Source organism: Variovorax sp. J22P240, assembly GCF_030316855.1.
Lineage (GTDB): Bacteria > Pseudomonadota > Gammaproteobacteria > Burkholderiales > Burkholderiaceae_C > Variovorax.
Genome location: NZ_JASZYR010000001.1, coordinates 55363 through 82116, shown reverse-complemented (window position 1 = coordinate 82116; position 26754 = coordinate 55363). Strand labels below are relative to the sequence as shown.

At 65.5% G+C, this 26754-nt stretch carries 28 protein-coding genes, 1 tRNA gene and 2 riboswitches; of the genes, 19 read left to right on the top strand and 10 right to left on the bottom strand.

Going from position 1 to position 26754, the window contains the following annotated elements:
* Positions 1 to 24: 24 nt before the first annotated feature.
* From denD to QTI24_RS00345, 10 genes are all read left to right on the top strand, one after another.
* Positions 25 to 1044 (top strand): D-erythronate dehydrogenase, encoded by a 1020-nt coding sequence (denD, locus tag QTI24_RS00390; RefSeq protein ID WP_286597630.1) that lies wholly within the window; start codon positions 25 to 27, stop codon positions 1042 to 1044.
* Positions 1045 to 1083: 39 nt separating this feature from the next.
* Positions 1084 to 2052 carry a TRAP transporter substrate-binding protein gene (locus QTI24_RS00385; RefSeq protein ID WP_286597629.1) on the top strand — a complete coding sequence of 323 codons (969 nt, stop codon included), beginning with the start codon at positions 1084 to 1086 and terminating at the stop codon, positions 2050 to 2052.
* Positions 2053 to 2146: 94 nt separating this feature from the next.
* The gene (locus tag QTI24_RS00380; RefSeq protein WP_286597628.1) at positions 2147 to 2659 is read left to right on the top strand and encodes a TRAP transporter small permease; all 513 of its coding nucleotides are present in this window, start codon (positions 2147 to 2149) and stop codon (positions 2657 to 2659) included.
* Positions 2656 to 3948, top strand: coding sequence for a TRAP transporter large permease (locus tag QTI24_RS00375; protein WP_286597627.1), 1293 nt, complete (start codon positions 2656 to 2658; stop codon positions 3946 to 3948). Before QTI24_RS00380 ends, QTI24_RS00375 begins: the two co-directional genes overlap by 4 nt.
* Positions 3949 to 4016: 68 nt before the next feature.
* Positions 4017 to 4120: riboswitch (glycine riboswitch) on the top strand.
* 9 nt (positions 4121 to 4129) lie between these two features.
* Positions 4130 to 4243: riboswitch (glycine riboswitch) on the top strand.
* A 46-nt stretch (positions 4244 to 4289) separates the two neighbouring features.
* Complete coding sequence (gcvT, locus tag QTI24_RS00370) at positions 4290 to 5453, top strand: glycine cleavage system aminomethyltransferase GcvT (protein WP_286597626.1); 1164 nt, start codon at positions 4290 to 4292, stop codon at positions 5451 to 5453.
* Positions 5454 to 5490: 37 nt separating this feature from the next.
* Entirely contained in the window at positions 5491 to 5868 is a 378-nt protein-coding gene (gene gcvH, locus QTI24_RS00365) for a glycine cleavage system protein GcvH (RefSeq protein ID WP_286597624.1), read from the top strand.
* Positions 5869 to 5905: 37 nt separating this feature from the next.
* Complete coding sequence (gcvP, locus tag QTI24_RS00360; RefSeq protein ID WP_286597623.1) at positions 5906 to 8815, top strand: aminomethyl-transferring glycine dehydrogenase; 2910 nt, start codon at positions 5906 to 5908, stop codon at positions 8813 to 8815.
* Positions 8816 to 8954: 139 nt separating this feature from the next.
* Complete coding sequence (locus QTI24_RS00355; protein ID WP_286597622.1) at positions 8955 to 9377, top strand: YciI family protein; 423 nt, start codon at positions 8955 to 8957, stop codon at positions 9375 to 9377.
* A gap of 26 nt (positions 9378 to 9403) precedes the next feature.
* Complete coding sequence (locus tag QTI24_RS00350) at positions 9404 to 9847, top strand: YciI family protein (protein WP_286597621.1); 444 nt, start codon at positions 9404 to 9406, stop codon at positions 9845 to 9847.
* 27 nt (positions 9848 to 9874) lie between these two features.
* Entirely contained in the window at positions 9875 to 11173 is a 1299-nt protein-coding gene (locus QTI24_RS00345) for an RNA polymerase sigma factor (RefSeq protein WP_286597620.1), read from the top strand.
* A 12-nt stretch (positions 11174 to 11185) separates the two neighbouring features.
* Here QTI24_RS00345 and QTI24_RS00340 read toward each other — a convergent pair whose 3' ends face one another.
* Positions 11186 to 12067 (bottom strand): DUF3014 domain-containing protein, encoded by an 882-nt coding sequence (locus tag QTI24_RS00340; RefSeq protein WP_286597619.1) that lies wholly within the window; start codon positions 12065 to 12067, stop codon positions 11186 to 11188.
* Positions 12068 to 12165: 98 nt separating this feature from the next.
* Between QTI24_RS00340 and QTI24_RS00335 the strand changes: the two genes are divergently transcribed.
* The 4 genes from QTI24_RS00335 to QTI24_RS00320 all read left to right on the top strand — a co-directional run bounded on the left by QTI24_RS00335 (position 12166) and on the right by QTI24_RS00320 (position 15137).
* Positions 12166 to 12795 (top strand): flavin reductase family protein, encoded by a 630-nt coding sequence (locus tag QTI24_RS00335; protein ID WP_286597618.1) that lies wholly within the window; start codon positions 12166 to 12168, stop codon positions 12793 to 12795.
* A gap of 181 nt (positions 12796 to 12976) precedes the next feature.
* Positions 12977 to 13264: a hypothetical protein gene (locus tag QTI24_RS00330; protein WP_286597617.1), complete on the top strand. Its 288-nt coding sequence runs from the start codon at positions 12977 to 12979 to the stop codon at positions 13262 to 13264.
* A gap of 130 nt (positions 13265 to 13394) precedes the next feature.
* Positions 13395 to 14846 (top strand): flavin-containing monooxygenase, encoded by a 1452-nt coding sequence (locus QTI24_RS00325; protein ID WP_286597615.1) that lies wholly within the window; start codon positions 13395 to 13397, stop codon positions 14844 to 14846.
* A gap of 129 nt (positions 14847 to 14975) precedes the next feature.
* A complete protein-coding gene (locus QTI24_RS00320; RefSeq protein WP_286597614.1) occupies positions 14976 to 15137 on the top strand; it encodes a hypothetical protein in 162 nt (53 codons plus the stop codon).
* A gap of 7 nt (positions 15138 to 15144) precedes the next feature.
* On the opposite strand, the gene QTI24_RS00315 is transcribed toward QTI24_RS00320, so the two are convergent.
* The 4 genes from QTI24_RS00315 to selD form a co-directional block, all read right to left on the bottom strand.
* Entirely contained in the window at positions 15145 to 15975 is an 831-nt protein-coding gene (locus QTI24_RS00315) for a ParB N-terminal domain-containing protein (RefSeq protein WP_286597612.1), read from the bottom strand.
* Positions 15976 to 16095: 120 nt separating this feature from the next.
* Positions 16096 to 16171 (bottom strand) — tRNA-Gly (locus QTI24_RS00310).
* Positions 16172 to 16254: 83 nt separating this feature from the next.
* Positions 16255 to 16755 (bottom strand): ABC transporter ATP-binding protein, encoded by a 501-nt coding sequence (locus QTI24_RS00305; protein WP_286597611.1) that lies wholly within the window; start codon positions 16753 to 16755, stop codon positions 16255 to 16257.
* A gap of 28 nt (positions 16756 to 16783) precedes the next feature.
* Positions 16784 to 17839: a selenide, water dikinase SelD gene (gene selD / locus QTI24_RS00300; RefSeq protein WP_286599220.1), complete on the bottom strand. Its 1056-nt coding sequence runs from the start codon at positions 17837 to 17839 to the stop codon at positions 16784 to 16786.
* A 102-nt stretch (positions 17840 to 17941) separates the two neighbouring features.
* On the opposite strand from selD, the gene mnmH reads away from it, so the two are divergent.
* Positions 17942 to 19021 (top strand): tRNA 2-selenouridine(34) synthase MnmH, encoded by a 1080-nt coding sequence (gene mnmH / locus QTI24_RS00295; protein WP_286597609.1) that lies wholly within the window; start codon positions 17942 to 17944, stop codon positions 19019 to 19021.
* A gap of 13 nt (positions 19022 to 19034) precedes the next feature.
* On the opposite strand, the gene QTI24_RS00290 is transcribed toward mnmH, so the two are convergent.
* Both QTI24_RS00290 and QTI24_RS00285 read right to left on the bottom strand, forming a co-directional pair.
* On the bottom strand, positions 19035 to 19628 hold the full coding sequence (locus tag QTI24_RS00290; RefSeq protein ID WP_286597608.1) for a carboxymuconolactone decarboxylase family protein: 594 nt from the start codon (positions 19626 to 19628) through the stop codon (positions 19035 to 19037).
* 21 nt (positions 19629 to 19649) lie between these two features.
* Positions 19650 to 20837, bottom strand: coding sequence for a YbfB/YjiJ family MFS transporter (locus QTI24_RS00285; protein WP_286597607.1), 1188 nt, complete (start codon positions 20835 to 20837; stop codon positions 19650 to 19652).
* A 66-nt stretch (positions 20838 to 20903) separates the two neighbouring features.
* On the opposite strand from QTI24_RS00285, the gene QTI24_RS00280 reads away from it, so the two are divergent.
* Complete coding sequence (locus QTI24_RS00280) at positions 20904 to 21767, top strand: LysR family transcriptional regulator (protein WP_286597606.1); 864 nt, start codon at positions 20904 to 20906, stop codon at positions 21765 to 21767.
* Positions 21768 to 21804: 37 nt separating this feature from the next.
* Here QTI24_RS00280 and QTI24_RS00275 read toward each other — a convergent pair whose 3' ends face one another.
* The 3 genes from QTI24_RS00275 to QTI24_RS00265 form a co-directional block, all read right to left on the bottom strand.
* Positions 21805 to 23184 (bottom strand): CoA transferase, encoded by a 1380-nt coding sequence (locus tag QTI24_RS00275; protein WP_286597603.1) that lies wholly within the window; start codon positions 23182 to 23184, stop codon positions 21805 to 21807.
* A gap of 81 nt (positions 23185 to 23265) precedes the next feature.
* Positions 23266 to 23904 (bottom strand): 3-oxoacid CoA-transferase subunit B, encoded by a 639-nt coding sequence (locus QTI24_RS00270; RefSeq protein WP_286597602.1) that lies wholly within the window; start codon positions 23902 to 23904, stop codon positions 23266 to 23268.
* Position 23905: 1 nt separating this feature from the next.
* Positions 23906 to 24715 (bottom strand): CoA transferase subunit A, encoded by an 810-nt coding sequence (locus tag QTI24_RS00265; protein ID WP_286597601.1) that lies wholly within the window; start codon positions 24713 to 24715, stop codon positions 23906 to 23908.
* 93 nt (positions 24716 to 24808) lie between these two features.
* Between QTI24_RS00265 and QTI24_RS00260 the strand changes: the two genes are divergently transcribed.
* From QTI24_RS00260 to QTI24_RS00250, 3 genes are all read left to right on the top strand, one after another.
* Positions 24809 to 25375: a LuxR C-terminal-related transcriptional regulator gene (locus QTI24_RS00260; protein ID WP_286599218.1), complete on the top strand. Its 567-nt coding sequence runs from the start codon at positions 24809 to 24811 to the stop codon at positions 25373 to 25375.
* Between the two features lie 13 nt (positions 25376 to 25388).
* Positions 25389 to 26459 (top strand): MBL fold metallo-hydrolase, encoded by a 1071-nt coding sequence (locus QTI24_RS00255; protein ID WP_286597600.1) that lies wholly within the window; start codon positions 25389 to 25391, stop codon positions 26457 to 26459.
* A 100-nt stretch (positions 26460 to 26559) separates the two neighbouring features.
* Positions 26560 to 26745, top strand: a complete 186-nt coding sequence (locus QTI24_RS00250; protein WP_286597599.1) for a hypothetical protein — start codon at positions 26560 to 26562, stop codon at positions 26743 to 26745.
* The last annotated feature ends 9 nt before the right edge of the window (positions 26746 to 26754 follow it).

Here is a 26754-nt window from a genome sequence, read left to right as displayed (position 1 = left end):
CCAGGGACACAAGGACACCTCGCAATGAACATCGTCATCACCGGCGGTGCCGGCTTCGTCGGCGCACGCCTCGCCCGCACCCTGCTCGCTCGTCGGCAACTCTCCCTGGCCGGCGCAGCGCCTGCGCCCATCGACACCATCACCCTCGTTGACCGCGTTCCACCGCCGAACGATCTGGCCCGCGACCCGCGCGTGAGCGCCGTGGTGGGCGATCTCAATGCGCTGCTCGCCAAGGCACCCGAGAGCGCCGTCCCCCCGAATGCCTCGCTCGTCTTCCACCTCGCCGCTGCGGTCAGTGGCGAATGCGAGGCCGACTTCGACCTCGGCATGCGCAGCAACTTCGCCGCGACCAACGCACTGCTCGAAACCTGCCGAAAGCTCGGTACGGCGCCGACGCTGGTGTTCTCGAGTTCGCTCGCCGTGTTCGGCAACTCGCCTGAGCAACCCTTGCCCGAGGTGATCACCGACAACACGCTGCCCACCCCGCAGACCAGCTACGGCATCCAGAAATTCATCGCCGAGCAACTCGTTGCCGACTACACGCGCAAGGGCTTCATCAATGGCCGCAGCGTGCGGCTCATGACGGTGAGCGTGCGTCCGGGCCGACCCAACGGCGCGGCCTCGGGCTTCTTCAGCGGAATGATCCGCGAACCGCTCGCGGGCGTTCGCGCCGTCTGCCCGGTGGCGGACGAAACGCCGGTGGCGATCTCGTCGCCGACGCGCACCATCGAAGGGCTGGTCCGTGCCGCCGAGGCGAGCGACGCGCAATGGGGTCCGCGCACCGCGGTCAACCTGCCCTCGCTCTCCACCACCGTCGGCGAGATGGCCGCGGCGCTCGCTCGCGTCGCCGGCGCGGCCGCCACCGATCTGCTCGACCGCACGCCCGACCCGGCGATCCGCCGCATCGTGAAGAGCTGGCCGGGGCGCTTCGAAACGGTGCGTGCCCGTGCGCTGGGCCTGGGTTCGGATGCAAGCTTCGAGGACGTGATACGCGAATACGTCCGTGAAAATCCCGACGAGGTCAAGCTCCCTCTTCAGGCATAGTCGGTCGGGCATCCTTCCCGCAACCTCCCCGGAGACAACATGAAACTCGGCACCCTCGCCGCCTGCCTTTCGCTCGCCCTTGGCACCAGCGCCTTCGCACAGACCACCACGCTCAAGATCGGCTACGCCACGACGAAGGAATCGCACTACGGCGTCGGCTCCACGGTGTTCTGCGACGAGGTCGAGAAAGGCACGCAAGGCCGCTACAAGTGCCAGCATTTCCCCAACTCCGCACTGGGCGGCGAGCGCGAGCAGATCGAGGCCGTGCAACTCGGCACGCAGGACCTCGTCAACACGTCCACGGGCCCGGTCGGCAACTTCGTGCCCGAAGTCAAGATCGTCGACATCCCCTTCCTGTTCCGCGACTACGACCACGCGCGCAAGGTGATGGACGGCCCGATCGGCCAGGACATCCTCGCCAAGTTCCCGAGCAAGGGCATCATCGCGCTGGCCTGGACCGAGAACGGCTTCCGGCACATGACGAACAGCAAGCGCGACATCGTCAAGCCCTCCGACGCCGCCGGCCTGAAGATGCGCACCATGGAGAACAAGGTGCACATGGATGGCTACCGCACCTTCGGCATCCTGCCCACGCCGATGGCCTTCCCCGAGCTGTTCGGCGCCCTGCAGCAAGGCACGGTGGACGGCCAGGAGAACCCCATCCCCGTGATCCTGTCCTCCAAATTCGCACAGGTGCAGAACCACCTGTCATTGACGGGCCATGTCTATTCGCCGGCACTGCTGCTGCTGTCCCCCAAAGTCTGGAACAAGCTGTCGGACGCCGACAAGAAAGTGTTCGTCGAAGCCGCGAAGAAGGCCGGCGCCGCACAACGCAAGAAGGTCAACGAAGACGAGAACAACGGCATCGCCCAGCTCGAGAAGGACGGCATGAAGGTGACCCGCAAGGTCGACGGCGCCGCGTTCCGTGAAGCGCTGAAGCCCGCTTACGCGGGCTACGCCAAGGAATTCGGCGCCGACAACATCAAGAAGATCTCGGACGTCCAGTAAGCGCGGAAACGCGCCCCTTACGGCACCGCCGCCCGGTGAGCCAGCCATGGCACCGGGCGGTTCTCATTGCACAGATCCCACAACAACAGTCGTCGTGAAAACCTTCGAACACTATTTCCTGGCCGCGAACCGGTGGGCGCTGATCCTGCTGCTCGCCGCGATGTCGGTCATCATCTTCATCAACGTGGCGATGCGCTACCTCACGAGCAACTCGCTCGAATGGGCCGAGGAGGTCGCGCGCCACATGATGATCTGGCTCACCTTCCTCGGCGCCGGGCCGGTGCTGCGCTACGGCGGGCACATCGCAGTCGAGAACCTGCAGGACGCGCTGCCGCCCAAGGCCGCCATCGCGATGCGTGCGGTGGTCGCGGCGCTGCTCTTCGCCTTCTTCGGCTTCATGGTCTGGTACGGCTGGCTCTACATGGAGCGCACAATGTTCCAGTTGACGGCCGTGACGCAGATTCCCTTCGCCTATATCTACAGCGCCATGATGTTCGGCGGCCTGCTGCTGATCGTGCACTGGCTCCTGATCGTGCGTGGCTACGTGCTGCGACGCGAATTCGCATCCGACGCGCACTTCGATGCGGCCGCGAGCGCCTCGCTATGAACGCCAGCCTCGTCCTCATCCTCTCGGTGTGCGTGTTCCTCGCGATCGGCGTGCCGGTCGCTTTCGCACTGGGCCTCGCCACTGCCGCGACGCTGATCCTCGCCGAGTCCTACCCGCTGATGGTGCTGCTGAAGGAAACCTTCACTGGCATCGACAGCTTTCCGCTGATGGCGGTGCCCTTCTTCATCCTTGCCGCTGAGCTCATGAGTGGCGGTTCGCTGACGGAGGTGCTGCTGCGCTTCGCCGGCCAGTTCGTCGGCCACCGGCGCGGCGGGTTGGGCTACACCAACGTGGTGTCGCTGACTTTCTTCTCGGGCATCTCGGGATCGGCGCTGGCCGACGCGGCGGGGCCGGGCTCCATGCTCATCAAGATGATGGACAAGGCCGGCTACGACCGCTCATACGCCGCCGCGCTGACTGCCTCGACCGCCATTGTCGGGCCCATCATCCCGCCCTCGATCATCATGATCATCTACGCGCTGCAGGACGACAATGTGTCGGTCGGCAGCCTGTTCGTGGCGGGCCTCATTCCAGGCCTGCTGATCGCGGTGGCGATGTGCGCGGTCAACTTCCACGTGTCGAAGAAGCGCAACTACAAGGGCGACGGCGGCATGCCGCCCTGGAACGAAGTGCTGCTGACGACGTGGAAGGCGATCCCCGCGATCCTGCTGCCGGTAGTGATCCTCGGCGGGATGCGGGCCGGGTGGTTCACGCCGACCGAGGCATCGGTGGTGGCGGTGTTCTATGCGTTGGTGTGCGGCAAGTTTGTCTACCGCACGCTCGAGTGGAAAGCGCTGCCCGACATCCTCTCGCGTTCCGCCTTGCTCTCGGCATCCGTGCTCATCATCATCGGCTTGTCGGCTTCGTTCGCATGGATCCTGACCATCGAGAACGTGCCGCAGACGCTGGCCGAGTGGCTGGCGGGCATGAACCTGTCGCCGTGGATGTTCCTGATCATCGTGAACGTCTTCCTGCTGCTCTTCGGCATCTTCATCGAGCCGCTGCCGGGCGTGATGGTGCTGGCGCCGATCCTTGCGCCGGTGGCGGTCAAGCTGGGCATCGATCCGATCCACTTCGCGATGATCGTGATCTACAACCTCACGCTCGGCATGATCACACCGCCGGTGGGTGGGCTGCTCTTCGTCACCTGCAACGTCTCGCGCGTGCCGATGTCGCAACTGGTGCGCGAACTGGTGCCCTTCCTGTGGGCGCACGGCGCGGTACTGCTGGTGCTCACCTTCATGCCGGCGCTCAGCACATGGCTGCCGCGGCTGTGGGGCTTCAAGTAGCGCCCGGTCACCACGGTGTCATGCTGATGCACTGAAATCGCAGACCGACCCGGCGCCGATCCACTACACTCGCCGGGTCAGGAGAGAGCCCCGCGACAGCGGTGCCGCCGAAGGCGCAGGTCCCCTCGAAACAAGGGCCCGAACGCTCAGGCAAAAGGACTGACGAGGCGCCCTGCACGGGCGTTTCCTTGCTGGAGAGAGACGGCCCATCACCACGTCGGAGGGGCTGTCCACCGAAGGAGCAAACCCCGATCGTGGGGCGAATCTCTCAGGTAAAGCGGACAGCAGGGGTGGCCCATGGCTCTGGTCATGGATCTGGACTGCCCCTTTTGGAGAGTGCCTTGGCCTCCGCATCGACCGACGATCTTCTGAAGACCCCGCTTCACGCCCTGCACGTTGAGCTCGGCGCCCGCATGGTTCCCTTCGCGGGCTATTCGATGCCGGTGCAATACCCCGCCGGCCTGATGGCCGAGCACAAGCACACGCGCGAGGCCGCGGGCCTGTTCGACATTTCCCACATGGGCCAGCTGCGCCTCGTCGGCCCGGATGCCGCGGCAGCTTTCGAGACCCTCATGCCGGTCGACGTGATCGGCCTGGCGCCGGGCAAGCAGCGCTATGGCCTGCTGCTCAACGACGAGGGCGGCATCCTCGACGACCTGATGTTCTTCAACGAGGGCCACGATTCGCTCTTCGTGATCGTGAACGGCGCCTGCAAGCAGACCGACATCGCGCACATCACGGCGAAGATCGGCAAGCGCTGCCAGGTCTTGCCGATGCCCGACCATGCGTTGCTGGCACTTCAGGGGCCGCAAGCCGCGGCCACGCTCGCGCGCCTGTCGCCCGGCGTGGAGCGCTTCGTCTTCATGACGGGCGGCGCCGTTCAGATCGGCGGCCTGCCGGCCTTCGTCACGCGCAGCGGCTACACGGGCGAGGACGGCTTCGAGATCTCGGTCGCCGCCAAGGACGCCGAGGCGCTGGCTCGCCTGCTCCTTGCTCAGCCCGAGGTCAAGCCCATCGGCCTGGGCGCGCGCAATTCGCTGCGGCTCGAAGCCGGGCTCTGCCTCTACGGCAACGACATCGATGAAACCACCACGCCCGTCGAGGCGTCGCTCGGCTGGGCGATGCAGAAGGTTCGGCGCACCGGCGGCGAGCGCGAAGGCGGATTTCCCGGCGCGGTCCGGATCCTGGCGCAACTCACGGCTGCCAGCGGCACGGCGGGCCATCTCGACCACGACACGCTGAAGCGCAAGCGCGTCGGCCTGGTCGCACTGGAGCGCGTTCCGGTGCGCGATGGCACGCTCCTTGAGTCGTTCGAAGGCCTGGCCATCGGTCATGTGACCAGCGGCTTGCTCGGCCCCACGGTCGACCGGCCGGTCGCGATGGGCTACGTGGCACTGGCCTACGCGGAGCCGGGCACGCGCATCCAGGCCATCGTGCGCGGCAAGCCCGTGCCGATGGAAGTGAGCACCATGCCTTTTGTCCCTGCGCACTATTTCCGCGGTTGATTCCCACCGACATTCTTTTATCCAAGGAGCTTCCTTCATGACCATCAAGTACACCAAGGACCACGAGTGGGTTCAGCAAGACGCAGACACCACGCTCGTGACCGTCGGCATCACGGTGCATGCACAAGACGCACTGGGCGACGTGGTGTTCGTCGACCTGCCGGAAGTCGGCAAGACTTTCAACCAGGGCGATGTGGCGGGCGTGGTCGAGTCGGTCAAGGCCGCGGCCGACGTGTTCATGCCGGTCTCGGGCGAGATCACCGAAGTCAACGAGGCGCTGCGCGCCGATCCCTCGCTCGCCAACAGCGCCCCGATGGATGCAGGCTGGTTCTTCAAGGTGCGCATCAGCGATGCGACCCAGCTCGAAGCGCTGCTGGACGAGACGGCGTACGAGAAATTTTCTGCCGACAACTGATCCCTGACCGACCCCACTTCCGCCAACCACCACCTCCATGTCGACGCCCGTCCTGCCCACCCTCCCCACGCTCAGCGAACTCGAAAACGCCGAGGAATTCATCGCGCGCCACATCGGCATCGAAGCGGAAGACGAGGCGCGCATGCTGACCGCCATCGGCTCGACGACGCGCGCCGAGTTGATCGATGGCATCGTGCCGCCGGCCATCCGCCGCAGCCGGCCGATGCGACTCCCGGCGCCGACGACGGAGGCCGACGCGCTCGTCGAGCTCAAGGGCATCGCGGCCAAGAACAAGGTGGCACGGAGTTTCATCGGGCAGGGCTACTACGGTACGCACACGCCGGGCGTGATCCTGCGCAACGTGCTCGAGAACCCCGCCTGGTACACGGCCTACACGCCCTACCAGGCCGAGATCTCGCAGGGCCGCATGGAGGCATTGGTCAACTTCCAGACCATGGTCTGCGATTTGACGGGCATGGCGATCGCCAATGCGTCGATGCTCGACGAGGCCACGGCCGCCGCCGAGGCGATGACGCTGGCCAAGCGCAGCGTCAAGAGCAAGAGCAACGTTTTCCTGGTGTCGGGGGACTGCCACCCGCAGACCATCGAGGTGATCAAGACGCGCGCCGCGCCGCTGGGCATCGAGGTCAAGGTCAGCACCGTCTCCGAAACCCTGCCGCACCTGATGGCGAGCAGTGAGTTCTTCGGCGTGCTGGCGCAGTACCCGGCCACGACCGGGCATGTGCACGACCTGCGCCCGCTCGCAGGGCACGCGCACCAGTTCGGCGCTGCGTTCTGCGTCGCGGCCGATCTGCTGGCACTCACGCTGTTGGCGCCTCCAGGCGAATGGGACGCGGACATCGTCTGCGGCACCACGCAGCGCTTCGGCATGCCGATGTGCAACGGGGGCCCGCACGCGGCCTACCTGGCGTGCCGCGACGAGTACAAGCGCTCGCTGCCCGGACGCATCGTCGGCGTCAGCGTGGACACGCATGGCGCGCCCGCCTACCGCCTCGCACTGCAGACACGCGAGCAGCACATCCGCCGCGAGAAGGCCACGTCCAACATCTGCACGGCGCAGGTGCTGCCGGCCGTGGTCGCGAGCATGTACGCGGTCTATCACGGGCCGCAGGGACTTCGCCGCATCGCGCAGCGCGTCGCCGGGCTGACGGCGGTGCTCGCGCAGGGCCTGGAGCAAATGGGCCGCGAGCTGGTGAACGCCACCGCATTCGACTCCATCACCGTCAAGTCCGGCGACGACACAGCCAAGATCCTGGAACGCGCCGAGGCCGCCAGCTTCAACCTGCGCCAGCGCGTGCAGAACCACCTGGGCATTTCGCTCGACGAGACCACGACGCGCGCCGACATCGAGACGCTGTGGGCGCTGTTCGTGCCGACGGGCAAGCCGATGCCGCGCTTCGAGGACCTGACCCACCGCATCACGCCGCGCATTCCCGAGGACCTGCGCCGCACGACCGATTTCCTTACGCACCCGGTGTTCAACACCCACAAGAGTGAAACCGCGATGCTGCGCTACATCCGCAGCCTGAGCGACAAGGACCTCGCGCTCGACCGCAGCATGATTCCGCTGGGCAGTTGCACGATGAAGCTCAACGCGACGAGCGAGATGATCCCGATCACCTGGCCCGAGTTCGCGAACATCCATCCCTTCGCGCCGGCCGAGCAACTGCAAGGCTATGCCCAGCTCGACAAGCAGCTGCGCGCCTGGCTCTGCGAGGCGACCGGCTATGCCGGCATCAGCCTCCAGCCCAACGCGGGCTCGCAGGGCGAGTACGCGGGCCTGCTGGCGATCAAGGCCTTCCACGAGGCCAAGGGCGAAGGCCATCGCAATGTGTGCCTGATCCCGTCCTCGGCGCATGGCACCAATCCGGCCAGCGCGCAGATGGTGGGCATGCAGGTGGTGGTGACGGCCTGCGACGCCGACGGCAACGTCGACATCGACGACCTCAAGCGCGCCTGCGGCACGCATGGCGACAAGCTCGCGGCGATGATGATCACCTACCCCAGCACGCACGGCGTGTTCGAGACCCGCGTGAAGGAACTCTGCGAGATCGTGCATGCGCACGGCGGCCGGGTGTACGTGGACGGCGCCAACATGAACGCACTGGTCGGCGTGGCCGCACCCGGCGAATTCGGGGGCGACGTGAGCCACCTGAACCTCCACAAGACCTTCTGCATCCCGCACGGCGGCGGCGGCCCGGGTGTCGGGCCGGTGTGCGTCGTCGAGGATCTCGTGCCCTACCTGCCCGGACACGCGACCGGCGGAATCGCATCGCACGGCGTGGGTGCCGTGTCGGCCGCCCCCTTGGGCAACGCGGCCGTGCTGCCGATCAGCTGGATGTACTGCCGCATGATGGGCGCGACGGGTTTGAAGGCCGCGACCGAGATCGCCATCCTCAGTGCCAACTACATCAGCTCGCGCCTGAAGGACCATTACCCCACGCTGTACGCGAGCCCGAACGGCCACGTCGCGCACGAGTGCATTCTCGACCTTCGCCCCCTCAAGGACGCCAGCGGCGTGACCGCCGAGGACGTCGCCAAGCGTCTGATCGACTATGGCTTCCACGCGCCGACGCTGAGCTTCCCGGTGCCCGGCACCCTCATGGTCGAGCCGACCGAGAGCGAGCCGCTGGCCGAACTCGACCGCTTCATCGACGCCATGATCGCGATCCGTGGCGAGATCCGTCGCGTCGAGGAAGGTGTCTGGCCGAAGGACGACAACCCGCTCAAGAACGCGCCCCACACCGCGGCCAGCCTGCTCGGCAGCGAGTGGGCCCGCCCCTACTCGCGAGAACTCGGGGCCTTTCCGCTCGCCACGCTCAAGCAGGCCAAATACTGGCCGCCGATCGGGCGAGTCGACAACGTCTACGGTGACCGCAACCTGTTCTGCAGTTGCGTGCCGGTGGGCGACTACGCCAAGGCCTGAGCCTTCGTTAACATTCTTTTACAACGCCGCTGCCCAAGCCGTCGATTTCGCCGTCCTTGCTCCGACGTTGAAGTAGAGCCCCGGAAAGGCCCCGGTCCTGCCGACCGGATTCCGGGCTCCCAACCCAAGGAGCAACGACATGCGATTCATGGTGATAGTCAAGGCCAGCAAGGACTCCGAAGCCGGCGTCATGCCCACCGAGGCCATGCTGACCGCGATGGGCAAGTACAACGAAGAGCTGGTCAAGGCCGGCGTCATGCTGGCGGGCGAAGGCCTGCAGGCCAGCTCGAAGGGCGCGCGGGTGCGCTTTTCAGGCAAGCAGCGGACGGTGATCGACGGACCTTTCAGCGAGACCAAGGAGCTGATCGCCGGCTTCTGGCTCTGGCAGGTCCGCTCGAAGGAAGAAGCCATCGAATGGCTCAAGCGCGCGCCTTTCGAGGACGGCGACGAAGTCGAGCTGCGTCAGGTCTTCGAGATGGAAGACTTCGGCGCCGAACTCACGCCGGAACTCCGGGAACAGGAAAAGCGACTTGCAGCCGAAATTGCCGCCAAGAAGTCCTGATTGCTCGACCCCAAGGAGATCCGACCATGAAATTCATGATCATTCGCAAGGCCGACAAGGACACTGAAGCCGGCATGATGCCCACCGAGCAGCTCGTGACCGACATGATGAAGTACAACGAAGAGATGATCAAAGCAGGTGTCATGTTCGACGGCATGGGCCTGCAGCCCAGCGTGAAGGGTGCGCGCGTCAAGTTCAACGGCGGCAAGCCGACGATCACCGACGGCCCCTTCGCCGAGGCCAAGGAACTGATCGCGGGCTTCACGCTGATCCAGGTGAAGTCGCGGGAAGAAGCCCTCGAATGGGTCAAGCGCTGGCCGCCCATCGACGGCCACGGCAACGTCGAGCTGGAACTGCGCCAGATCTACGAGGCCGAGGATTTCGGCGCCGAGTTCACACCCGAGATCCGCAAGCAGGAAGAGCTGCTGCGCGACAACGCGGCCGTGCGCGAAGCCGGCTCGCGGCGCTGAGGAACGAGGCGAAATAGGCGGTTCGTCGTGCCGGAAGCAGACACACACCGCGTCATCAACGCCGTCTGGCGCATCGAATCCGCGAAGATCATCGGTGCGGTGGCGCGGATGGTGCGTGACGTCGGCGTGGCGGAAGAACTGGCGCAGGACGCGCTGGTCGCCGCGCTGGAACAATGGCCGCGCGATGGCATTCCGGACAACCCCGGTGCCTGGCTTACCACCGCCGCGAAGCACCGGGCCATCGATCTGCTTCGCAAGAGAACGCTGCACGCCAGCAAGGAAGAAGAAGTCGGCCGCGAACTGGATGCCCAGCACGCCATGGCCGCAGCGGACTTGGCCGAAGCGGTGGACGCCGCGCTCGACGACGAGGTGGGCGACGACATCCTCCGCCTGGTGTTCACGGCCTGCCACCCTGTGCTCTCGCCCGAAGGCCGGGTCGCATTGACCTTGCGCCTGCTCGGAGGGCTGACCACCGACGAGATCGCGCGCTCCTTCCTTGTGCCCGAACCGACGATCGCGCAGCGCATCGTGCGCGCCAAGCGAACGCTGGCCGCCGCGCGCGTGCCCTTCGAGGCGCCGCGCGCGAACGAACTGGCCGCGCGCCTCGCGTCGGTGCTCGAAGTCATCTACCTGGTGTTCAACGAGGGCTATTCGGCCACCGCCGGTGACGACTGGATGCGCCCCGCACTCTGCGAGGAAGCGCTGCGGCTCGGCCGCATCCTCGCCGAGCTCGTGCCTGACGAGCCGGAGGTCCACGGACTGGTCGCTCTGATGGAGATCCAGGCTTCGCGCGCCGCGGCACGCGTGGATGCCAACGGAGACCCGATCCTGCTGCTCGACCAGAACCGCGGGCGATGGAACCAGCTCCTGATCCGGCGTGGCCTCGGCGCGTTGGAACGTACCGAAAAGCTCGGTGGCGCGTTGGGGCCCTATGCGCTGCAGGCCGCTATCGCCGCATGTCACGCACGCGCCCGCACTGCTGCGGAGACCGATTGGCAGCGCATCGCCGCGCTCTATGAAGCACTCGCGCAGCTCGCACCCTCCCCGATCGTGGAACTGAATCGCGCGGTCGCGCTGTCGATGGCATTCGGGCCCGCGGTGGGCCTCGAACTCGTCGATGCGCTGAGATCAGAACCGCAACTGACGGGCTACCACCTGCTGCCCAGTGTTCGCGGCGACCTCCTCGCCAAGCTGGGCCGCAAGGGCGAGGCCTACGTGGAGTTCAAGCGCGCCGCGGAACTCACGCGCAATGCGCGCGAGCGCAAGCTGCTGCTCATGCGCGCGCTGGCGTGCTCGGGCAGCGCGCCGCCGCCGGGCGCCGATTGAGCGACGTTTACGCTATTTCTTCGCCACTGCGCCCGTCGCCACCTGGCGACGGAACTCGGCCAGTTTGGCCTTCATGCGACGCTCGTTGACCGGCCCCATGCGCACCAGGATCTTTTGGCCGGCCGATAGTGATTCGAGTTCCGGATCCACGAATTCGTAGCGCACCCAGGGGCGCTCCGACTGCATCTCGCCTTTCACCTCCGTGATCTTCACCTGCACCGGCCCCGCGGGGACGGGAGTCTGCAGCAGATGGTCGATGACCGCCACCAGACGGTCGTTGAAGTAGCGCCCCGGATAGCCGAGTTCCTCGTATGCCTGCTGGAACAGCGGATAGAGCTTGGCGTAGAGCGCCACCGCACGGGAGGTGTCCACCGACTCCGCGAAAAGCACGAAGGGGGTGTAGCGGCTGCTGTTGTCGACGCTGATCGTCTTCTCCACGCCGCTGCCCTGCACGGCGAAGCGTTGCGGCGCGGGATGCGTTGGCCACATGCGCGAGGTCGCCTGTGCGCGCGGCAAGTTGTCGACAGTGGCAACCACGCGGCGCACGAAGCCATCGACCTGGAGGTTGGAAACGACCGCCTTCTTGCCGAGCAATTCATTGAGCGCGGCGGTGACGCGGCCATCGGCGTCGTTCAGCGCGGGCAATGCGGCGTCGGGCTCGGCCAATGCATCGACCGGATTCTGCGGGCCTTGCGCCACGGGAGCGGGCGGTGCATCGGCCGGCGCGGGTTGGGGCGCGGTCGCAGCGGGTGACTCCGGCGGCGGCGTCGCCTTCTGCAGCGACCAGCGCCACCAGGCAAATGCGGCCGCGAGAATCACCACGACGACGATCACCAGGGTCCACACCGAAGATTCGCGTGCTGGCCTGAATTCTGCTGAGTCCCGTTCGGGCATGGTGGAATCGTCCTTATGTGCGGGCGGAGTCGCCCGGTCCATTTGAAACCACGACAGCGCTTCGTGCCGTAACGCCCTGTGACCGCCCTGGAACCCCTATGAACATCGACTTCGCGACCCTGACCGAGTACCAGCGCTACAAGCTCATGGCGAGTTTGATCGTGCCCCGGCCGATCGCGCTCGTCACCACGCTCGGGCCCGACGGCATCGTCAACGCCGCGCCCTTCAGCATGTTCAACATGCTCGGCGAGGAACCGCCGATCGTGATGATCAGCGTCAACCGCCTGCAGGATGGCGTGCTCAAGGATACGGCCGCCAACATCGTGCGGACCGGCGAATTCGTCGTGCACCTGGCCGACGAGGACATCGCGGAGCAAATGCACCGCTGCGGCGACCGCCATCCACCGCACGTGAGCGAACTCGACATCGTCGGCTTCACCGCATTGCCCAGCAGCGCGGTAAACCCCCCCCGCATCGCCGAGGCGCCCGTCGCATTCGAGTGCACGCTATGGGAAACGCTTGAAACCGAGAGCCGGCAGATCTTCATCGGGCAGGTGCGCTGGATGCATGCACGCGACGAACTCATCGACACCGAAACCTGGCGCGTCCGGCTGCAACACTACTTTCCGGTCGGCCGATTCGGGGCGAGCTTCTACGTGAAAACGCGCGAACGCTACTCTTTGGCGGCCCAGGGCGAGACCCGAAGCACGTCGATCGACGAGATATGAAATCCGCCCATTCGTTGCGCCCACGCGACTGATTGCGGCAACTGGCGAATCTACTGCGTTGCGCTTCGCACGGTGATCGGCCGTGCGGTCTATCCCTAAGGTAGGCGCTGCCTTACAAGCACCGCACCCCAATTGAAGTTAAAACTCGGATCTATCAGCGGCAACCCCGATGGAGGATCTGATGTTCAGCTTTTTCCAGCCCAATCGAAACGGCCATTTGCGACGCGTCATGACGCTGCTCGAGGAGGCCCATCTGGCGCGCATCGAGCACCAGGCGGCCGCGGAGCACCATGGCGCCTTGGCTCGCATGTACGCCGAGCGTGCCAAGCGGCTCGAGCGCGAGGTCTACGGATCGTCGCACCTTCCCTTGGGGGAAAGCGCAGCGCCGTCCCACAAGACCTCGGATGAAAAGCCTGTCGTCTACGCGCTGGACGCCAATCGCAGGCTAGAAGGGCAAGCCAAGGGCTGAACCGCTCCCGGTGCCCTGCCGCCGGCGCATCATCATTCCGGGGGAGGAGCACCCCGCGACACTCCAGCCAGAATCCAGGATTGCGCGCCGCGCCAGAGTTCTCGCGCGCGCGTGCGGAGATCCCGAACAGATGGTTGATGAATTCGTCGATGTACTGATCGTGGGGGCAGGCCTCTCCGGCATCGGCGCGGCTTCCCACTTGCAGCGGCTGTGCCCTGGCCGGAGCGTCGCCATCCTGGAGGCGCGCCAGTCGCTAGGCGGCACCTGGGATCTATTTCGCTATCCCGGCATCCGGTCCGACTCGGACATGTACACGCTGGGGTATTCGTTCCGGCCATGGACGGGAACGAAATCCATCGCCGACGGGCCCTCCATCCTCCAGTACCTGCGCGACACGGCGCGTGAGCAGGGCATCGAAAGGTTGATCCGCTTCGGGCATCGCGTGCGGCGCGCGACGTGGTCATCCGACGAGGCGCAATGGACCGTGGACTTCGAGCGCGATCAGGGCGACGCCGCCTCCATCCACTGCAACTTCCTGTTGGCGTGCAGCGGCTACTACGACTACGCCGAAGGCTACTCGCCGGCGTTTCCAGGCCGCGAACGCTTCACCGGCCGCATCGTGCATCCGCAGCAATGGACCGACGACATCGACTATGCGGACAAGCGCGTCGTCGTGATCGGCAGCGGCGCCACGGCCGTCACGCTGGTCCCCGAAATGGCAAAGCAGGCGGCGCACGTGACGATGCTGCAGCGTTCGCCCAGCTATGTGCTCACCATCCCGTCGGTCGACCGGATGGCCGGATGGCTGCTGCGTCACTTGGGCCCCTCTTCCGCGCACGGTATCACCCGCTGGCGGAACCTGTTGCTGGGCATGGGAGTCTTCACCCTCTGCCGGCGCAAGCCCAAGTTCGCGCGGGACACGATGCTCAAGCTGGTCCGTCGGCAGGTCGGGCCGGACTTCGACGTCGACACCCATTTCTCGCCCAAGTACAACCCTTGGGAACAACGCTTGTGCTTCGTGCCCGACGGCGACCTGTTCAAAGCCATCCGCGAGAAGCGCGTCAGCGTGGTGACCGACCGGATCGAGTCTTTCACCGAGACCGGCCTGAAACTCGCGAGCGGTGCGGAATTGCCGGCGGATCTCGTGGTCACCGCGACCGGCCTGAGGCTGAAGCTGATCGGCGGCGTCGAACTCTGCGTGGACGGCCGGCCTCTCCAGTCTTCCGAACTCGTCAACTACAAGGGCATCATGTTCAGGGGCGTGCCCAACTTCGCGTCGATCTTCGGCTACACGAACGCGTCATGGACGCTGAAGGCCGATCTCGCCAGCCTCTTCGTCTGCCGTCTGCTCAACCACATGCAACAGGCCGGCGCACGCCGATGCGTGCCGCACGCGGGCGACGACCTCATGCCGCTGCGGCCATGGGTTGATTTTTCTTCGGGCTACTTCCAGCGCGCGATGGACCAGTTGCCCAAGCAGGGCCTGAAGAAGCCCTGGAAGCTGAACCAGAACTACCTCGCCGACCTGATGACCTTGCGGTACGGCGCGGTGAACGATGGGGTGATGCGCTTCTCGGGATGAGACCGCCGACGACCCGAAAAAAGGAACAATTTCACGGCTGGCGCGGATAGCAACACATGCTATTTGGCCGATTCCCAAACGGGGTTGGGCGCTTCAAAGTTCAAGATGTCAAAGGTCCGGGAGATCGTCATGGATTCTGAGATTTTCACGATGGTTGCGCTGGCGCTACTGGTCGCAGGCGGTTGGCTGATCGACGTGCTCCATCAACGAGGTACCTCGCGCTTTCACCGCGACATGTCCGACCAGCTCAAGAAGTCGGCCGACACGATCCGAGGCGCACCTCTGCCCTGATGTCTCCCTACTGCAACTGCAATTCGGCGAGTTGCCTGCGCAGTGCCTCGTTCTCCACCGTCAGTTCGGCCACGCGTTGACGCAGTGCGCGCAGTTCATCGGACTCGGCAGGGCCTTCGGGTGATGCCGACGCAACGGACCGATCGCGATCGTCGCGGTCCTCCCGAGGCTTCCGCTTCGATTCGCGAACCCGCTTGGCGGCCTGCTTCAGTTCATCCTTGCCGGCATTCGCTGCCGCGATCTGCTGTTCGGCCGGCAAGGTCGCCACGGCCGCTGCCGCATTGAGCGAAATCGTTCCGGACTTGACCGCAGCGACCAATTCGGGCGCGGCCTGCTTCTGGATTTTCTCGATCATCACCACCTGGCTGCTGCTCAGGCGCGCCGCCCTGGCGATGGCCTCACGGCTGTTGAACGCAGCATCCGCAGGCGAGTCGGCAACGGCTTGAGCAGGTGCGGCATCCGCCGGCGCATCGGCGGTGGTTGCCGGGTCGGGCGCAGTGGCCGCGCGCGTGCGGCGTTCGGCGACGATCTCTCTCTTGCGCAATGCCAGCACGCCACGCTGGAAGTCCGAAATGCTGCGGCGTCCCAGGTGCTGATCGATCATCCACAGGTGAACGTCCTCCATCGAACGGAACCGCGGGTTCTGCACCGTCTGAAACGGCAGCCCGTGCTTCTGGCAGATGCGATAGCGGTTGTGGCCATCGACGAGCACGTCACCCCACAGCACGAGAGCATCGCGGCAACCCTCAGCCAGGATGCTGCGTTCGAGCGCCTCATCTTCCTCCGCGGTGAGCGGATCGATATAGGCTTTGAGTTCTTCGTTGACGACGATGTCCATGGGCATTTGACTGGAGGTTTGTCGCCCTGAAGATCTGCGCGAGGAACCCGCGCGACGCACCGGCAGAAGAGTTGCCGGGACGGATGCCCTGTGACGGCGATGGATCCGCAAGGGCGAAACTGGAGCGGGAAAAGAGTCTCGAACTCTCGACCTCAACCTTGGCAAGGTTGCGCTCTACCAACTGAGCTATTCCCGCATTTTTCGAGCTTCGAATTATAGAGGCTTGCGAGGCCCTCTTCGGCCGAGCCCGAAAGATTTCTCGATCATCGACGCGAAGGATCAGAACCGGCGGGTGTACATGAACATGAGACCGGCCGTTCCAAGCATGCCAACCTCCAGCGCATCCTTCGGTGTGAGGCGATAGCCGACTGCGGGAATGATGGCGAGGCCCCAACCGTCGTGGTTGATCGGTATCTTGTCCTCGTACGGCTCCTTGTACCCATAGAGAATGCCGCCAGAAAGCTTGGCGTAGAGGCCCGAATATCCGAACACGTCTTCCCATCGGTACCCGTAGTACGCGTAGGCGGAAGCCTGGCCGAAAGAATTCTGGAACGCCGAGAAACCCCAGAGAGTCCCGTCCGACAGGCCACGCTCCACCCCCAGGAGATAAACGTTCTTGTGCTTTTCGTCCCGGCTCCAGTGCACGGCGAAGGGACCAACGAGGAGTTCCCAGTAGCCCTTGTCGGATAGATCCTGCGACTGGCTCTGCTCGGCGAAGGTCGGCAGGGATGGCAGGGTCATCGCGACACTGGCCAGCAAGACGCGTATGCGACGTTTCATCAGCGTTCCTCCCATTCGTACTCCGCGCTTATGTGTCGAACTCTATGCCCGGCGGCGCCCGGGTGTCCAGCGCATGAAGGGTTCCGATGCGCGACGCCTGTTCGAAGCCGGCGGCAACGAAGGCCGCAAGCACGGCATCCACGGCTTCGGCTCGGCAACTCACGAGCAGCCCGCCACTGGTCTGCGGATCGGCAACCAATGCCCGTTGCCATGGCTCGGCATGCGATGGCCAGGCAACCTGCGAACCGCAGCCGTTCCAGTTGCGAGCGGAGGCGCCGGTCACGATGCCGTCCTTCGCGAAGGCGACCGCGGCATCGATGGTCGGCAATGCGTCGAGGTGCACGCGCGCGCGCAACTTCCCCCCCCGACAGATTTCGAGCAGGTGGCCAGCGAGGCCGAAGCCGGTGACGTCGGTCATCGCATGCACGCCGTCGAGCACCGCGAGTTCGATGCCCACGCGATTGAGTTGCGTCGTATGGCGCAGCATCTGCGCGTACCCCGTCTCGTCGAGCAACCCCTTCTTGAGCGCCGCCGACAGGATGCCCACGCCCAAAGGCTTGCCGAGCACCAGCACGTCGCCCGGCCGTGCGTCCGCATTGCGCCGCACGCGATCGGGATGGATCAACCCCAACCCCACCAGTCCATAGATCGGCTCGAGCACATCGATGCTGTGACCGCCCGCGATGGGGATGCCGGCTTCGCGGCAAATGCTGGCCCCGCCTTCCAGCACACGGCCGATCACCTCGGGCGGCAGCTTGTCGATGGGCATGCCGACGAGCGCCAGCGCCATGATCGGCGTGCCGCCCATGGCGTAGATGTCCGACAGCGCATTCGTCGCGGCAATGCGACCGAAGTCGAACGGATCGTCCACGATGGGCGTGAAGAAATCGGTGGTCGCGACCAGGGCCTGTGTGTCATTGAGGCGGTAGACGGCCGCGTCATCGCTGGTCTCGATGCCAACCAACAACTCGGGCGGCACGATGCCCTGCGGGGCGCGTGCCAGAATCTCCGCCAGAAGGCCCGGCGCAATCTTGCAGCCGCAACCCCCTCCGTGTGAAAACTGTGTGAGAGCTATCTGTTCCATGATGATGAAGACAGCGAAGCCACCGGGATGGATCGGCATTGTGCCAGCCACGAGCGCCCAGAAGCGCTCCTGAACCGCTCCTGAACCGCTCCTGAACCGCTCATGCAACGCCCTCCCATCCGCGTGGCCGACCTGCACGCCTTCGATACCCTGATCGACGCACGCTCGCCTTCCGAGTTCGCGCTGGACCATATCCCCGGCGCCATCAACTGCCCCGTCCTCGACGACGATGAGCGCCGCATCGTCGGCACGCTCTACAAGCAGCGCGGCGCGTTCGAGGCCAGGCGCGTCGGCGGTGCGATGGTGGCCGCCAATCTCGCCAGACACCTGCGAGAACGGTTCGCCGACCAGCCCGCGACCTGGAAGCCGCTTGTCTATTGCTGGCGCGGCGGTTTGCGCAGCGGATCGATGGTGACGTGGCTGCGGTTGGTCGGCTGGGACGCCCAGCAACTGGCCGGTGGCTACAAGAGTTTTCGCCACCACGTGATTGAACGGCTCGCAGCGCTGTGCCCGCAGTTGCCATTGCGAATCATCTGCGGCGCCACGGGCAGTGCGAAGACACGCGTGCTGCAGGCGCTGGCCCTTCGAGGCGCCCAGGTGCTGGATCTCGAAGATTGCGCGAAACACAAGGGTTCACTGCTCGGTGCGCTACCAGGTGTGGCACAGCCGTCGCAGAAGCACTTCGAGACGCGCATCGCCCAAGTTCTCGAAGCCGTCGATCTGCATCGGCCCTTGTACGTCGAAGGCGAAAGCCCGCGCATCGGCCGCATTGCACTGCCCGTGTCGCTGGTCTCGCGAATGCGTACCAGCCCCTGCATCGAAATCGTTGCAACGCCGCCAGCGCGACTGGACTATCTGCTGCGCGACTATGCCTACCTGGGCGAAGACGGCGAGGCGCTCGCCACGCAGCTGGGATTGCTCAAGGAACTGCAGGGCAAGGAGACGGTGCAGCGTTGGCAAGCCTGGGCGCGTGCGCGAGAACTGGCGCCGCTGTTCGCCGAGTTGATGACACAGCACTACGACCCGCACTACGCGAGCTCGCAGGCGCGTCACTTCAAGGCCTGGTCGGATCGCTCCCGCGTCGACACGAGCGATCTGACCGAGCAAGGCGTTCAAGCCCTTGCAGACGCGGTGCTTGCACTCGAGGCCGATACCCTGCGGGATGGTGCATGGACCCGTTGACTCGCAAAGAGGGCTACAACGGAAAAGCTTCGAGCCCGCGCTGCCCCTCTGTCCCTTGCACCGGCGTGTGCGCTACGTTCATGACCCAGCAGACCATCGTGAAGTAGCCGACGAGGGCACTGAGTTCGACGACGGTGCTGGCGCCGAAGCGTTCTGCGGCGGCAGCGTAGGTCGGCTCGCTAACGCCGTGGTGTTGCAGGAGTTCCATCGCGAAGTCGAGTGCAAGCTGCTCGTCGTCGGCCAGCGGTGCAGCGCGGCGCCCGAGCCGCAGGGCTTCAACCGCTTCGGCACTGACGCCGGCCTTGACCGCCGCCGCCGCATGCAACACCCATTCGAACTGATTGCCGACGTGGCGCGCGACCGCGCAGGTGACGAGCTCGCGAAGACGCGCATCGAGCGTGCTGTCGAAGCGCAGGTACTCGCCCAGGCTGCCGATGCGCTCCATCAGCACCGGACTCTGCAGCAGCGGAACGAAGGGGCCGAAGACAGCCTTGCGCGGCCCGTCGATCAGTGCTTGCGCTGCAGCGCGCTGCGCATCCGACATCGCCTCGGCAGCCGGCATCGGCAGGCGCTCGGACCAGGGGACGGTATGGCCTTGTTGAAACATGACGGGGTTCCTTTCGTATATTCAGATTCGGGACGGCTCGCGGAACAGCCACACGGCACTGCCCAGCAGGGCCACGGCACCGACGACCAGCGCAGCAAAGAGACCGCCGAAACCCTGCGCCCTGCCGCTCAATGCGGAGGACAGCACGGGCCCGGCCATCTGGCCGATCGCGAAAGCGGCGGTCATGCGGCCGAGCGCTCGCGTCGGATCTCCGACGGTACTCGCCTTGGCCTCCTGCATGCCCGCCATGGTCGCAACCATGAAGGTTCCGCCCACCAGCAGAGCCGCTGCGAGCACGGTCGAGGCGGACAGGTGCAGCACCGGCAACAGACAGCCGGCCGCCATCAGCACATGGCTTCCCGCCAGCACACGGCGCCGGGAGACACGACCTAGCACCGCGCTGGCAAACAGCGTGGACACCGCTGCTGCGGCACCGAACACGGGCCACGCGGCACCGAAGATGGAAGGATCGTCAACCACCGCGCGAGCCAGCACGGGGAGAAAGGTCGCAGGCAGGATGTACCCGAAGCCGAGGACGCCATAGCAGAGGACGAGGCTCCACGGCGTGCCGCGGGATGGCGCCTGGTGGGTCGTCGCGGCTTCGCGGGCGACTGAGTGCGAAGCGCCTGCGTCGCGCGGCATCAGTGCTGCCACCACGAGCAGACCTGCGAGCGCGAGCGCCCCGAGTTGCAGCCAGAGCATGTCCGGCTGCACGCCCGCCGCACCGGCGCGCCAGCAGTAGAGGCCGGCCATCGCGATGCCAACCCCGACACCCGCATACAAGAGGCCAGCGCCGGCCGGCCGTTCCAGGCGCGCAAGCCAGGCCAGGCACCAGACGCTGGTGCTGACCAGCGTCCATGCGCTTGCCACCCCCGCGACGAAACGGAGCACCAGCCAGATGGCCACCGACCCGGTCCAACCCATCGCCGCAGTCGAGACGACGATCGCAAGGAGTGACACCAGACCGATGCGCTGCGGCGTGAGCGGAATACGTGCCGCCGTGATCGCGCCCAGCAGATATCCCGCGTAGTTGGCCGCGGCGAGCCACCCGCCCGCTGCCACGTCGGCGCTGCCTGCACGAATCATCAGCGGCAGCATCGGCGTGAAGGCAAAGCGCCCGATGCCCATCGCAATGGCCAACGCCATCAAGCCTGCGGCGCAGACGGCGAAGAAAGAGGGTCGCGCTACGGCGAAGGAAGGGTTCGACATGGGCAGTCATTAGACGCAAAATGCCAATGCGCCACAAATGAATTATTCAGAACATTCATTCGCTTTATGAGAACTATCGATCTGGATTCCCTGGAGATCTTCCGCACGGTCGTGGCCGAGGGCGGCGTGATCCGTGCGGCGGACAAGCTCAACCGCGTGCAGTCGAATGTGACGACCCGCATCCAGCAGTTGGAGGAGCGACTTGGCCAGAAGCTCTTCCATCGCCAAGGCCGGACCCTCGCGCTGGCGCCGGCCGGACACAAGCTGCTGCCTTACGCCGATCGCCTGCTGCGCCTGGCGGACGAAGCCGAAAGCGAATTGCGCAGCGATCTCCCGCTCGGAACGTTCAGGCTCGGTTCGCTCGAGAGCACGGCGGGCAGTCGTCTGGCGCCCGTGCTGTCGCGCTTTCACAAGCTCTATCCGGGGGTGGTCGTCGAGCTGGTGACGGGCACTACCGGCGCGCTGTTGAAGCGGGTAAGCGCATTCGAGGTCGAGGCGGCGTTCGTGTCCGAACCCTTCACAGCATCAGGCCTCGAAGCGATGGCCGTCTTCGAAGAAGAACTGGTGTTGATCACGGCACGCAGCGTTGCCTCTGTCACCAAGCCGGGTGATCTGACGAACACCACGCTCATCGCCTTCGCCCAAGGGTGCTCGTACCGCAGACTGCTTGAACAGTGGCTCGGCAAGGGTGGCGTCGCACCCTCGCGTTCGCTGGAGTTCTCCTCCTACCAGGCCATGATTGCGTGCGTTGCCGCGGGGACCGGCTTTGCGATCGTGCCCGTGTCGGTGCTCAAGGCGCTGCGCGCCACGGCGGATGTTCACCAGCATCCCTTGCCGGAACGCATGCGTGCCAATCGGACGCACTTGGTGTGGCAAGGGACGCCTTCGGTGGCGCTTGCTCGGCTGATTGAAATGTTGGGGAAGGGGTGAGACTTTCTTGCCGTCGGGGGGGCGACGACGCCACCCCCTATGTCCAAACTGCCAGATGACTCCCAGGCGGCATCGAAGGCCGCGACCACAATGCAGGCGTACGTGAAAGCTGCGCACTGTGACGCACCCCGCACAGTTTCCCAAATCCCGAAGCCGATGTTTCCAGGTACGGCGACTTGTCGGGCCTTTCAATCCGGAGCCCGCCAGCCACCCTGCCCAGCCCGCGAAGCCAATGACCTGTCTGAGCCAATGACACCTGCACGTGCCAACTACCGCCCTCGCGCTGCTGACGCCACAGCGCCGCGGACGCGCCCATCGCGATCAGGTAGCCCGTCGCCTCGTCGAGGATCTGCATCGGCAACGGCTTTGGCTTTCCATCACCGGCCTCCTCACCCTCTGCATGGTTGAAACCCATCGCGGTCTGCACAAGCGAATCGAAGCCACGGCGATCTGCCCAGGGGCCGTGGGTTCCGTAGGCCGAGAGTGAGACGTAGACGATCCCCGGCCGCACCTGCGCCGCCTGATACGCACCGAAGCCCAGCGTCGCGATGCCGCCGGGCCGATAGCCCTGGATCAAGACATGTGCGTCTTGCAGCAAGGCCGTCAATGCACCGCGGCCAACCTCCGTTTGCAGATCGACATGGGCCGACAGCTTGCCGCGGCTGGTGTCCGCGATGGCTTCGATGTTGGGCAGGTTCGGCGAGTTGATCAGCATCACGTCCGCGCCATACGCCGCGAGCGCGCGACCGCCCACAGGGCCGGCAAGGATGCGCGTCAGATCCAGCACCCGCACGCCCGACAACGGCCTCGCCTCTGCGGAAAGCGGCGGCAGATCGAGCGCCGGCGCATCGCCGATTCGCTCGATGGTGAACAGTGGCTGCGACACCAACGCGGCACCTTGCGGCGTGACGTCCCATTCATCGAAGTGCCGCAGGGCAGTCGCCACCAGCCCCTTGACGGCCGCCACGGATTCGAACTCCAGTGCTTTCCACGACTGCATCGCCGCTTCGGCATCCGCACGCTGCGCGGTCTGTGGATTGAGGCCTAGCAGCCGCAGCGCCCCGTCCCGGTGGTGCGCGAAGTTCGCATGGATACGCACCCAACCGTCGGACGCCCGATACAGCCCGGAGAACGCATCCCACAAATCCGGCACCCTTCCGTCCACGCTGAACCAACCCGTGCATTCCAGCGCCGCATGCAGCATCTCAACGCTGACCTGCTGGCGCGGTGTGCCACGTGCATGGCCCAGCTCGCAGGCGGCAAGCGCAGCAGCGGCGATGGTGCTCTGCGCCGCGGTCCCGACGGCGAACGACGATGGCAATACCGGGTCGGCGCCATCAAGACGCACAAAAGCCAACGCTTCCGGCGGCATGCCGGCAAGCCTCCAGATCCGGTTCAGTTCCTCGGTCGCATTCATGTCCTGCTCTCCAAAAAAAAGGCAGGGCACGTTCACACGGCCCTGCCCTTCACGTCATACGACGCTTTGCGGCGCTTTGCCTCACTGGATCAGCTTGGTCCCGGTCTTGGCCTGCAGCGTCTCGAAGCTAACGCCCGGCGCCAGTTCAACGACTTTCAGGCCTTGCGGCACCACGTCCATGACGGCAAGGTCGGTGATGATGCGATCGACCACGCCCACGCCCGTCAGCGGCAGCGTGCACTGCTCGAGGATCTTGAGGTCCTCGGTGCCGTCCTTTTTCTTCGCGACGTGTTCCATCAGCACGATCACACGCTTGACGCCGGCCACGAGGTCCATCGCGCCGCCCATGCCCTTGACCATCTTGCCGGGGATCATCCAGTTGGCGAGGTCGCCCTTGTCGCTCACCTGCATGGCGCCGAGGATGGACAGGTTGATCTTGCCGCCGCGGATCATCGCGAAGCTGTCGTGGCTGCCGAAGATGGCACTCCCGGGCAAGGTCGTCACGGTCTGCTTGCCGGCGTTGATCAGGTCGGCGTCGACCTGGTCTTCCGTAGGGAACGGGCCGATGCCCAACATGCCGTTCTCGCTCTGCAGCCAGACTTCCTTGTCGCCGACGAAGTTGGCGACAAGCGTCGGGATGCCGATGCCGAGGTTGACGTAGAAGCCGTCTTCGAGTTCTTGCGCCGCGCGTGCGGCCATCTGGTCTTGGGTCCAGGGCATCTCAGGCTCCTTTGCTGCTGTTCTTGATGGGGGCCGGGACTTCGCTGCCGGCCGCGGCTTGCGCGATGACGGCCTGCGCCTCGACCTTGGCGGCCACTGCGTCGACCGGTGCCGCAGCGCTCACCGTCCGCTTCTCGATGCGCTTCTCGGGATTGCTGTTGAGCACGATGCGGTGCACGTAGATGCCTGGCAGATGGATGTCGTCCGGCGCCAGTTCGCCGACCTCGACGATCTTCTCGACCTCGACGATGCAGATCTTGCCGGCCATTGCCGCGGCCGGATTGAAGTTGCGTGCCGTCAGACGGAAGCGCAGGTTGCCGGATTTGTCGGCCACGTCGGCTTTGACCAGCGCGACGTCGGGCACCAGCGAGCGTTCCATCACGTAGGTCTCGCCATCGAATTCGCGCAGTTCCTTGCCTTCGGCAACCTGCGTGCCCACACCGGTCTTGGTGAAGAAGGCCGGGATGCCGGCGCCTCCGGCGCGCAGTTTCTCGGCCAGCGTGCCTTGGGGCGTGAATTCGAGCTCGAGTTCGCCCGCGAGGTACTGGCGCTCGAATTCCTTGTTCTCGCCCACGTAGCTCGCGATCATTTTCTTGATCTGGCGGGTTTCGAGCAGCTTGCCGAGGCCGAAGCCGTCGACGCCCGCGTTGTTGGAGATGCAGGTCAGGTTCTTCGCACCCGAATCGTGCAGCGCCTCGATCAGCGCTTCGGGGATACCGCACAGGCCGAAGCCGCCGACGGCGAGCGTCTGGCCGTCGGCCACGACACCCTTGAGCGCCGCGTCCGCGGAGGGGTAGATCTTGTTCGCCATGATTCCTCGCTGGGTGATGGTTGATTCAGAGTCTCAGACGATACTACGTACAGGCATACGTAGTAATTCGTAATGGAGACACCCGACACCGATCTGACGGCCATCGACTACCGGCTCGCCTTCGAGCAATCGCCGGTGGGCATGGTTCTGTCGCGCCATCGCATCATCGTGGACTGCAACGCGCGGCTGTGCGAGATGTTCGGCGCCACGCGTAGTGCGCTGGTCGGCCAGTCGTTCCAGGTGCTGTACCCGAGCGTCGTCGAATTCGAGCGTATCGGCAAGCGGATGGAGCCCATCCTGAATGCAAGCGGGCGTTACGCAGACAACCGCATGATGAAAAGACTCGGCAACCTGCACGGCGCTTTCGCGGGCGAAACCTTCTGGTGCCACGTGAGCGGCCAGGCGCTCAACCGCGCCGCACCGCACGAGGCGGGCATCTGGACCTTCGAGGACCTGGGCTCGCGCCGATCCGTCAAGGCCGAACTCACGCCGCGCGAGCGCGAGGTGGCGGCGCAGGTCATGCAGGGGCGCACCTCCAAGGAGATCGGCAAGGCCCTCGCCATCAGCCACCGTACCGTGGAAATCCACCGCGCGCGGCTGATGCGCAAGTACGCCGCGGCGACCACTGCCGAACTGGTGCAAAAACTGATCGCCGGATAGATTGCGGCGAAGCATGAATCCCTATCACGACCCAGAGAAGCCGCACCACCGTGCGCGCGGCTTCCAGAACAACTACACGGAATACCAGCCGAAGAGCCTCTCGGAACTGCTGCGCTGGCGCAGGGATGCCATCCGCGACCACCTGCCACCGCCGCCGCTGGCACCCACGCCGAGGGTGACGCCCGAACTGGCCTGGCTGCACGCCAACGCGCTCGCCGGTGTGCAAATGACACCGGCCGTCACCTACGTCGGCCATGCCACGGTCATGGCCCAGATGGGCGGCCTGACCGTGCTGACCGACCCGATGTTCTCGCAGCGGGCATCGCCCGTGCGGCTGGTGGGTCCGAAGCGCCACACCCCGCCCGGCATCGCCCTGGCGGAAGTGCCGCACGTGGATCTGGTGCTGGTGTCTCACAACCACTATGACCATCTGGATGCGGCGTCGGTGCTGGCACTCAACCGGCAGGCGGGCGGAGCGCCGTTGTTCGTCGTGCCGCTGGGTCTCAAGCCATGGCTGGCCGCGCGCGGCATCCGCAATGCGGTCGAACTCGACTGGTGGGACAGCCTCCGCGTGCCGTCACCTGGCGGCGATGTCGAAGTGACGCTGGTCCCGGCGCAGCACTGGTCCTCGCGCAGCCCTGGCGACGCCATGGCGACTCTTTGGGGGGGCTTTGCGGCCCTCGCGCCCGACTGCCATCTCCTTTTTACCGGCGACACGGGTTACTCGCGCGATTTCACCGATATCCGCCGGCACTTCCAGGATCGCCAGACGCCCGAGCGTGGCGGCGGATTCGACATTGCGCTGATCCCCATCGGCGCCTACGCACCGCGCTGGTTCATGAGCAAGCAGCACGTCGACGTCGAGGAAGCGCTGAAGATCCACGGCGACGTCGGCGCCAAGCGCTCGCTCGGCATCCACTGGGGCGTCTTCACGCTGACCGACGAGGCCCTGGACGAGCCGCCGAGAAAGCTCGCGGAGCTTCGCAGCGCCCAGGGCATGCCGGAGGACGAGTTCTTCGTGACCGCGGTCGGCGAGACACGGAAGCTCGCACCCCGCCTTGCCCTCGCATTGCGCGGAGCCTGAACGACACGCCATTGTTTCCCCGAAGCGAACACTGCAGTTCGTTTTGCCTCGAACCAGCACGTGCGAATGGCCTCAGACTCGTGTCTCACAGAGGCAGCAAATGAACACGACATGGAACTTCATCTTGGCCGGCGCGGTGACCCTGGCGTCCGCGGCGGGAATCGTCAGCGGTGAGGCTGCGAAGGGTGAGCTGCGACTCGCCGAGGCGGCGACGTCCTTGAGCGCGAATATCGAAGCACTCGCCTGGTTGACCGGCGACACGACTTCGGTGGCGTCCGCCCAGTAGCGATCGGCG

Coding starts and splice junctions, on each gene's coding strand:
- denD (WP_286597630.1), top strand. CDS start 25: ATGAACATCGTCATCACCGGCGGTGCCGGCTTCGTCGGCGCACGCCTC.
- QTI24_RS00385 (WP_286597629.1), top strand. CDS start 1,084: ATGAAACTCGGCACCCTCGCCGCCTGCCTTTCGCTCGCCCTTGGCACC.
- QTI24_RS00375 (WP_286597627.1), top strand. CDS start 2,656: ATGAACGCCAGCCTCGTCCTCATCCTCTCGGTGTGCGTGTTCCTCGCG.
- gcvH (WP_286597624.1), top strand. CDS start 5,491: ATGACCATCAAGTACACCAAGGACCACGAGTGGGTTCAGCAAGACGCA.
- gcvP (WP_286597623.1), top strand. CDS start 5,906: ATGTCGACGCCCGTCCTGCCCACCCTCCCCACGCTCAGCGAACTCGAA.
- QTI24_RS00355 (WP_286597622.1), top strand. CDS start 8,955: ATGCGATTCATGGTGATAGTCAAGGCCAGCAAGGACTCCGAAGCCGGC.
- QTI24_RS00350 (WP_286597621.1), top strand. CDS start 9,404: ATGAAATTCATGATCATTCGCAAGGCCGACAAGGACACTGAAGCCGGC.
- QTI24_RS00340 (WP_286597619.1), bottom strand. CDS start 12,067: ATGCCCGAACGGGACTCAGCAGAATTCAGGCCAGCACGCGAATCTTCG.
- QTI24_RS00335 (WP_286597618.1), top strand. CDS start 12,166: ATGAACATCGACTTCGCGACCCTGACCGAGTACCAGCGCTACAAGCTC.
- QTI24_RS00330 (WP_286597617.1), top strand. CDS start 12,977: ATGTTCAGCTTTTTCCAGCCCAATCGAAACGGCCATTTGCGACGCGTC.
- QTI24_RS00325 (WP_286597615.1), top strand. CDS start 13,395: ATGGTTGATGAATTCGTCGATGTACTGATCGTGGGGGCAGGCCTCTCC.
- QTI24_RS00320 (WP_286597614.1), top strand. CDS start 14,976: ATGGATTCTGAGATTTTCACGATGGTTGCGCTGGCGCTACTGGTCGCA.
- QTI24_RS00315 (WP_286597612.1), bottom strand. CDS start 15,975: ATGGACATCGTCGTCAACGAAGAACTCAAAGCCTATATCGATCCGCTC.
- QTI24_RS00305 (WP_286597611.1), bottom strand. CDS start 16,755: ATGAAACGTCGCATACGCGTCTTGCTGGCCAGTGTCGCGATGACCCTG.
- selD (WP_286599220.1), bottom strand. CDS start 17,839: ATGGAACAGATAGCTCTCACACAGTTTTCACACGGAGGGGGTTGCGGC.
- mnmH (WP_286597609.1), top strand. CDS start 17,942: ATGCAACGCCCTCCCATCCGCGTGGCCGACCTGCACGCCTTCGATACC.
- QTI24_RS00290 (WP_286597608.1), bottom strand. CDS start 19,628: ATGTTTCAACAAGGCCATACCGTCCCCTGGTCCGAGCGCCTGCCGATG.
- QTI24_RS00285 (WP_286597607.1), bottom strand. CDS start 20,837: ATGTCGAACCCTTCCTTCGCCGTAGCGCGACCCTCTTTCTTCGCCGTC.
- QTI24_RS00280 (WP_286597606.1), top strand. CDS start 20,904: ATGAGAACTATCGATCTGGATTCCCTGGAGATCTTCCGCACGGTCGTG.
- QTI24_RS00275 (WP_286597603.1), bottom strand. CDS start 23,184: ATGAATGCGACCGAGGAACTGAACCGGATCTGGAGGCTTGCCGGCATG.
- QTI24_RS00270 (WP_286597602.1), bottom strand. CDS start 23,904: ATGCCCTGGACCCAAGACCAGATGGCCGCACGCGCGGCGCAAGAACTC.
- QTI24_RS00265 (WP_286597601.1), bottom strand. CDS start 24,715: ATGGCGAACAAGATCTACCCCTCCGCGGACGCGGCGCTCAAGGGTGTC.
- QTI24_RS00255 (WP_286597600.1), top strand. CDS start 25,389: ATGAATCCCTATCACGACCCAGAGAAGCCGCACCACCGTGCGCGCGGC.
- QTI24_RS00250 (WP_286597599.1), top strand. CDS start 26,560: ATGAACACGACATGGAACTTCATCTTGGCCGGCGCGGTGACCCTGGCG.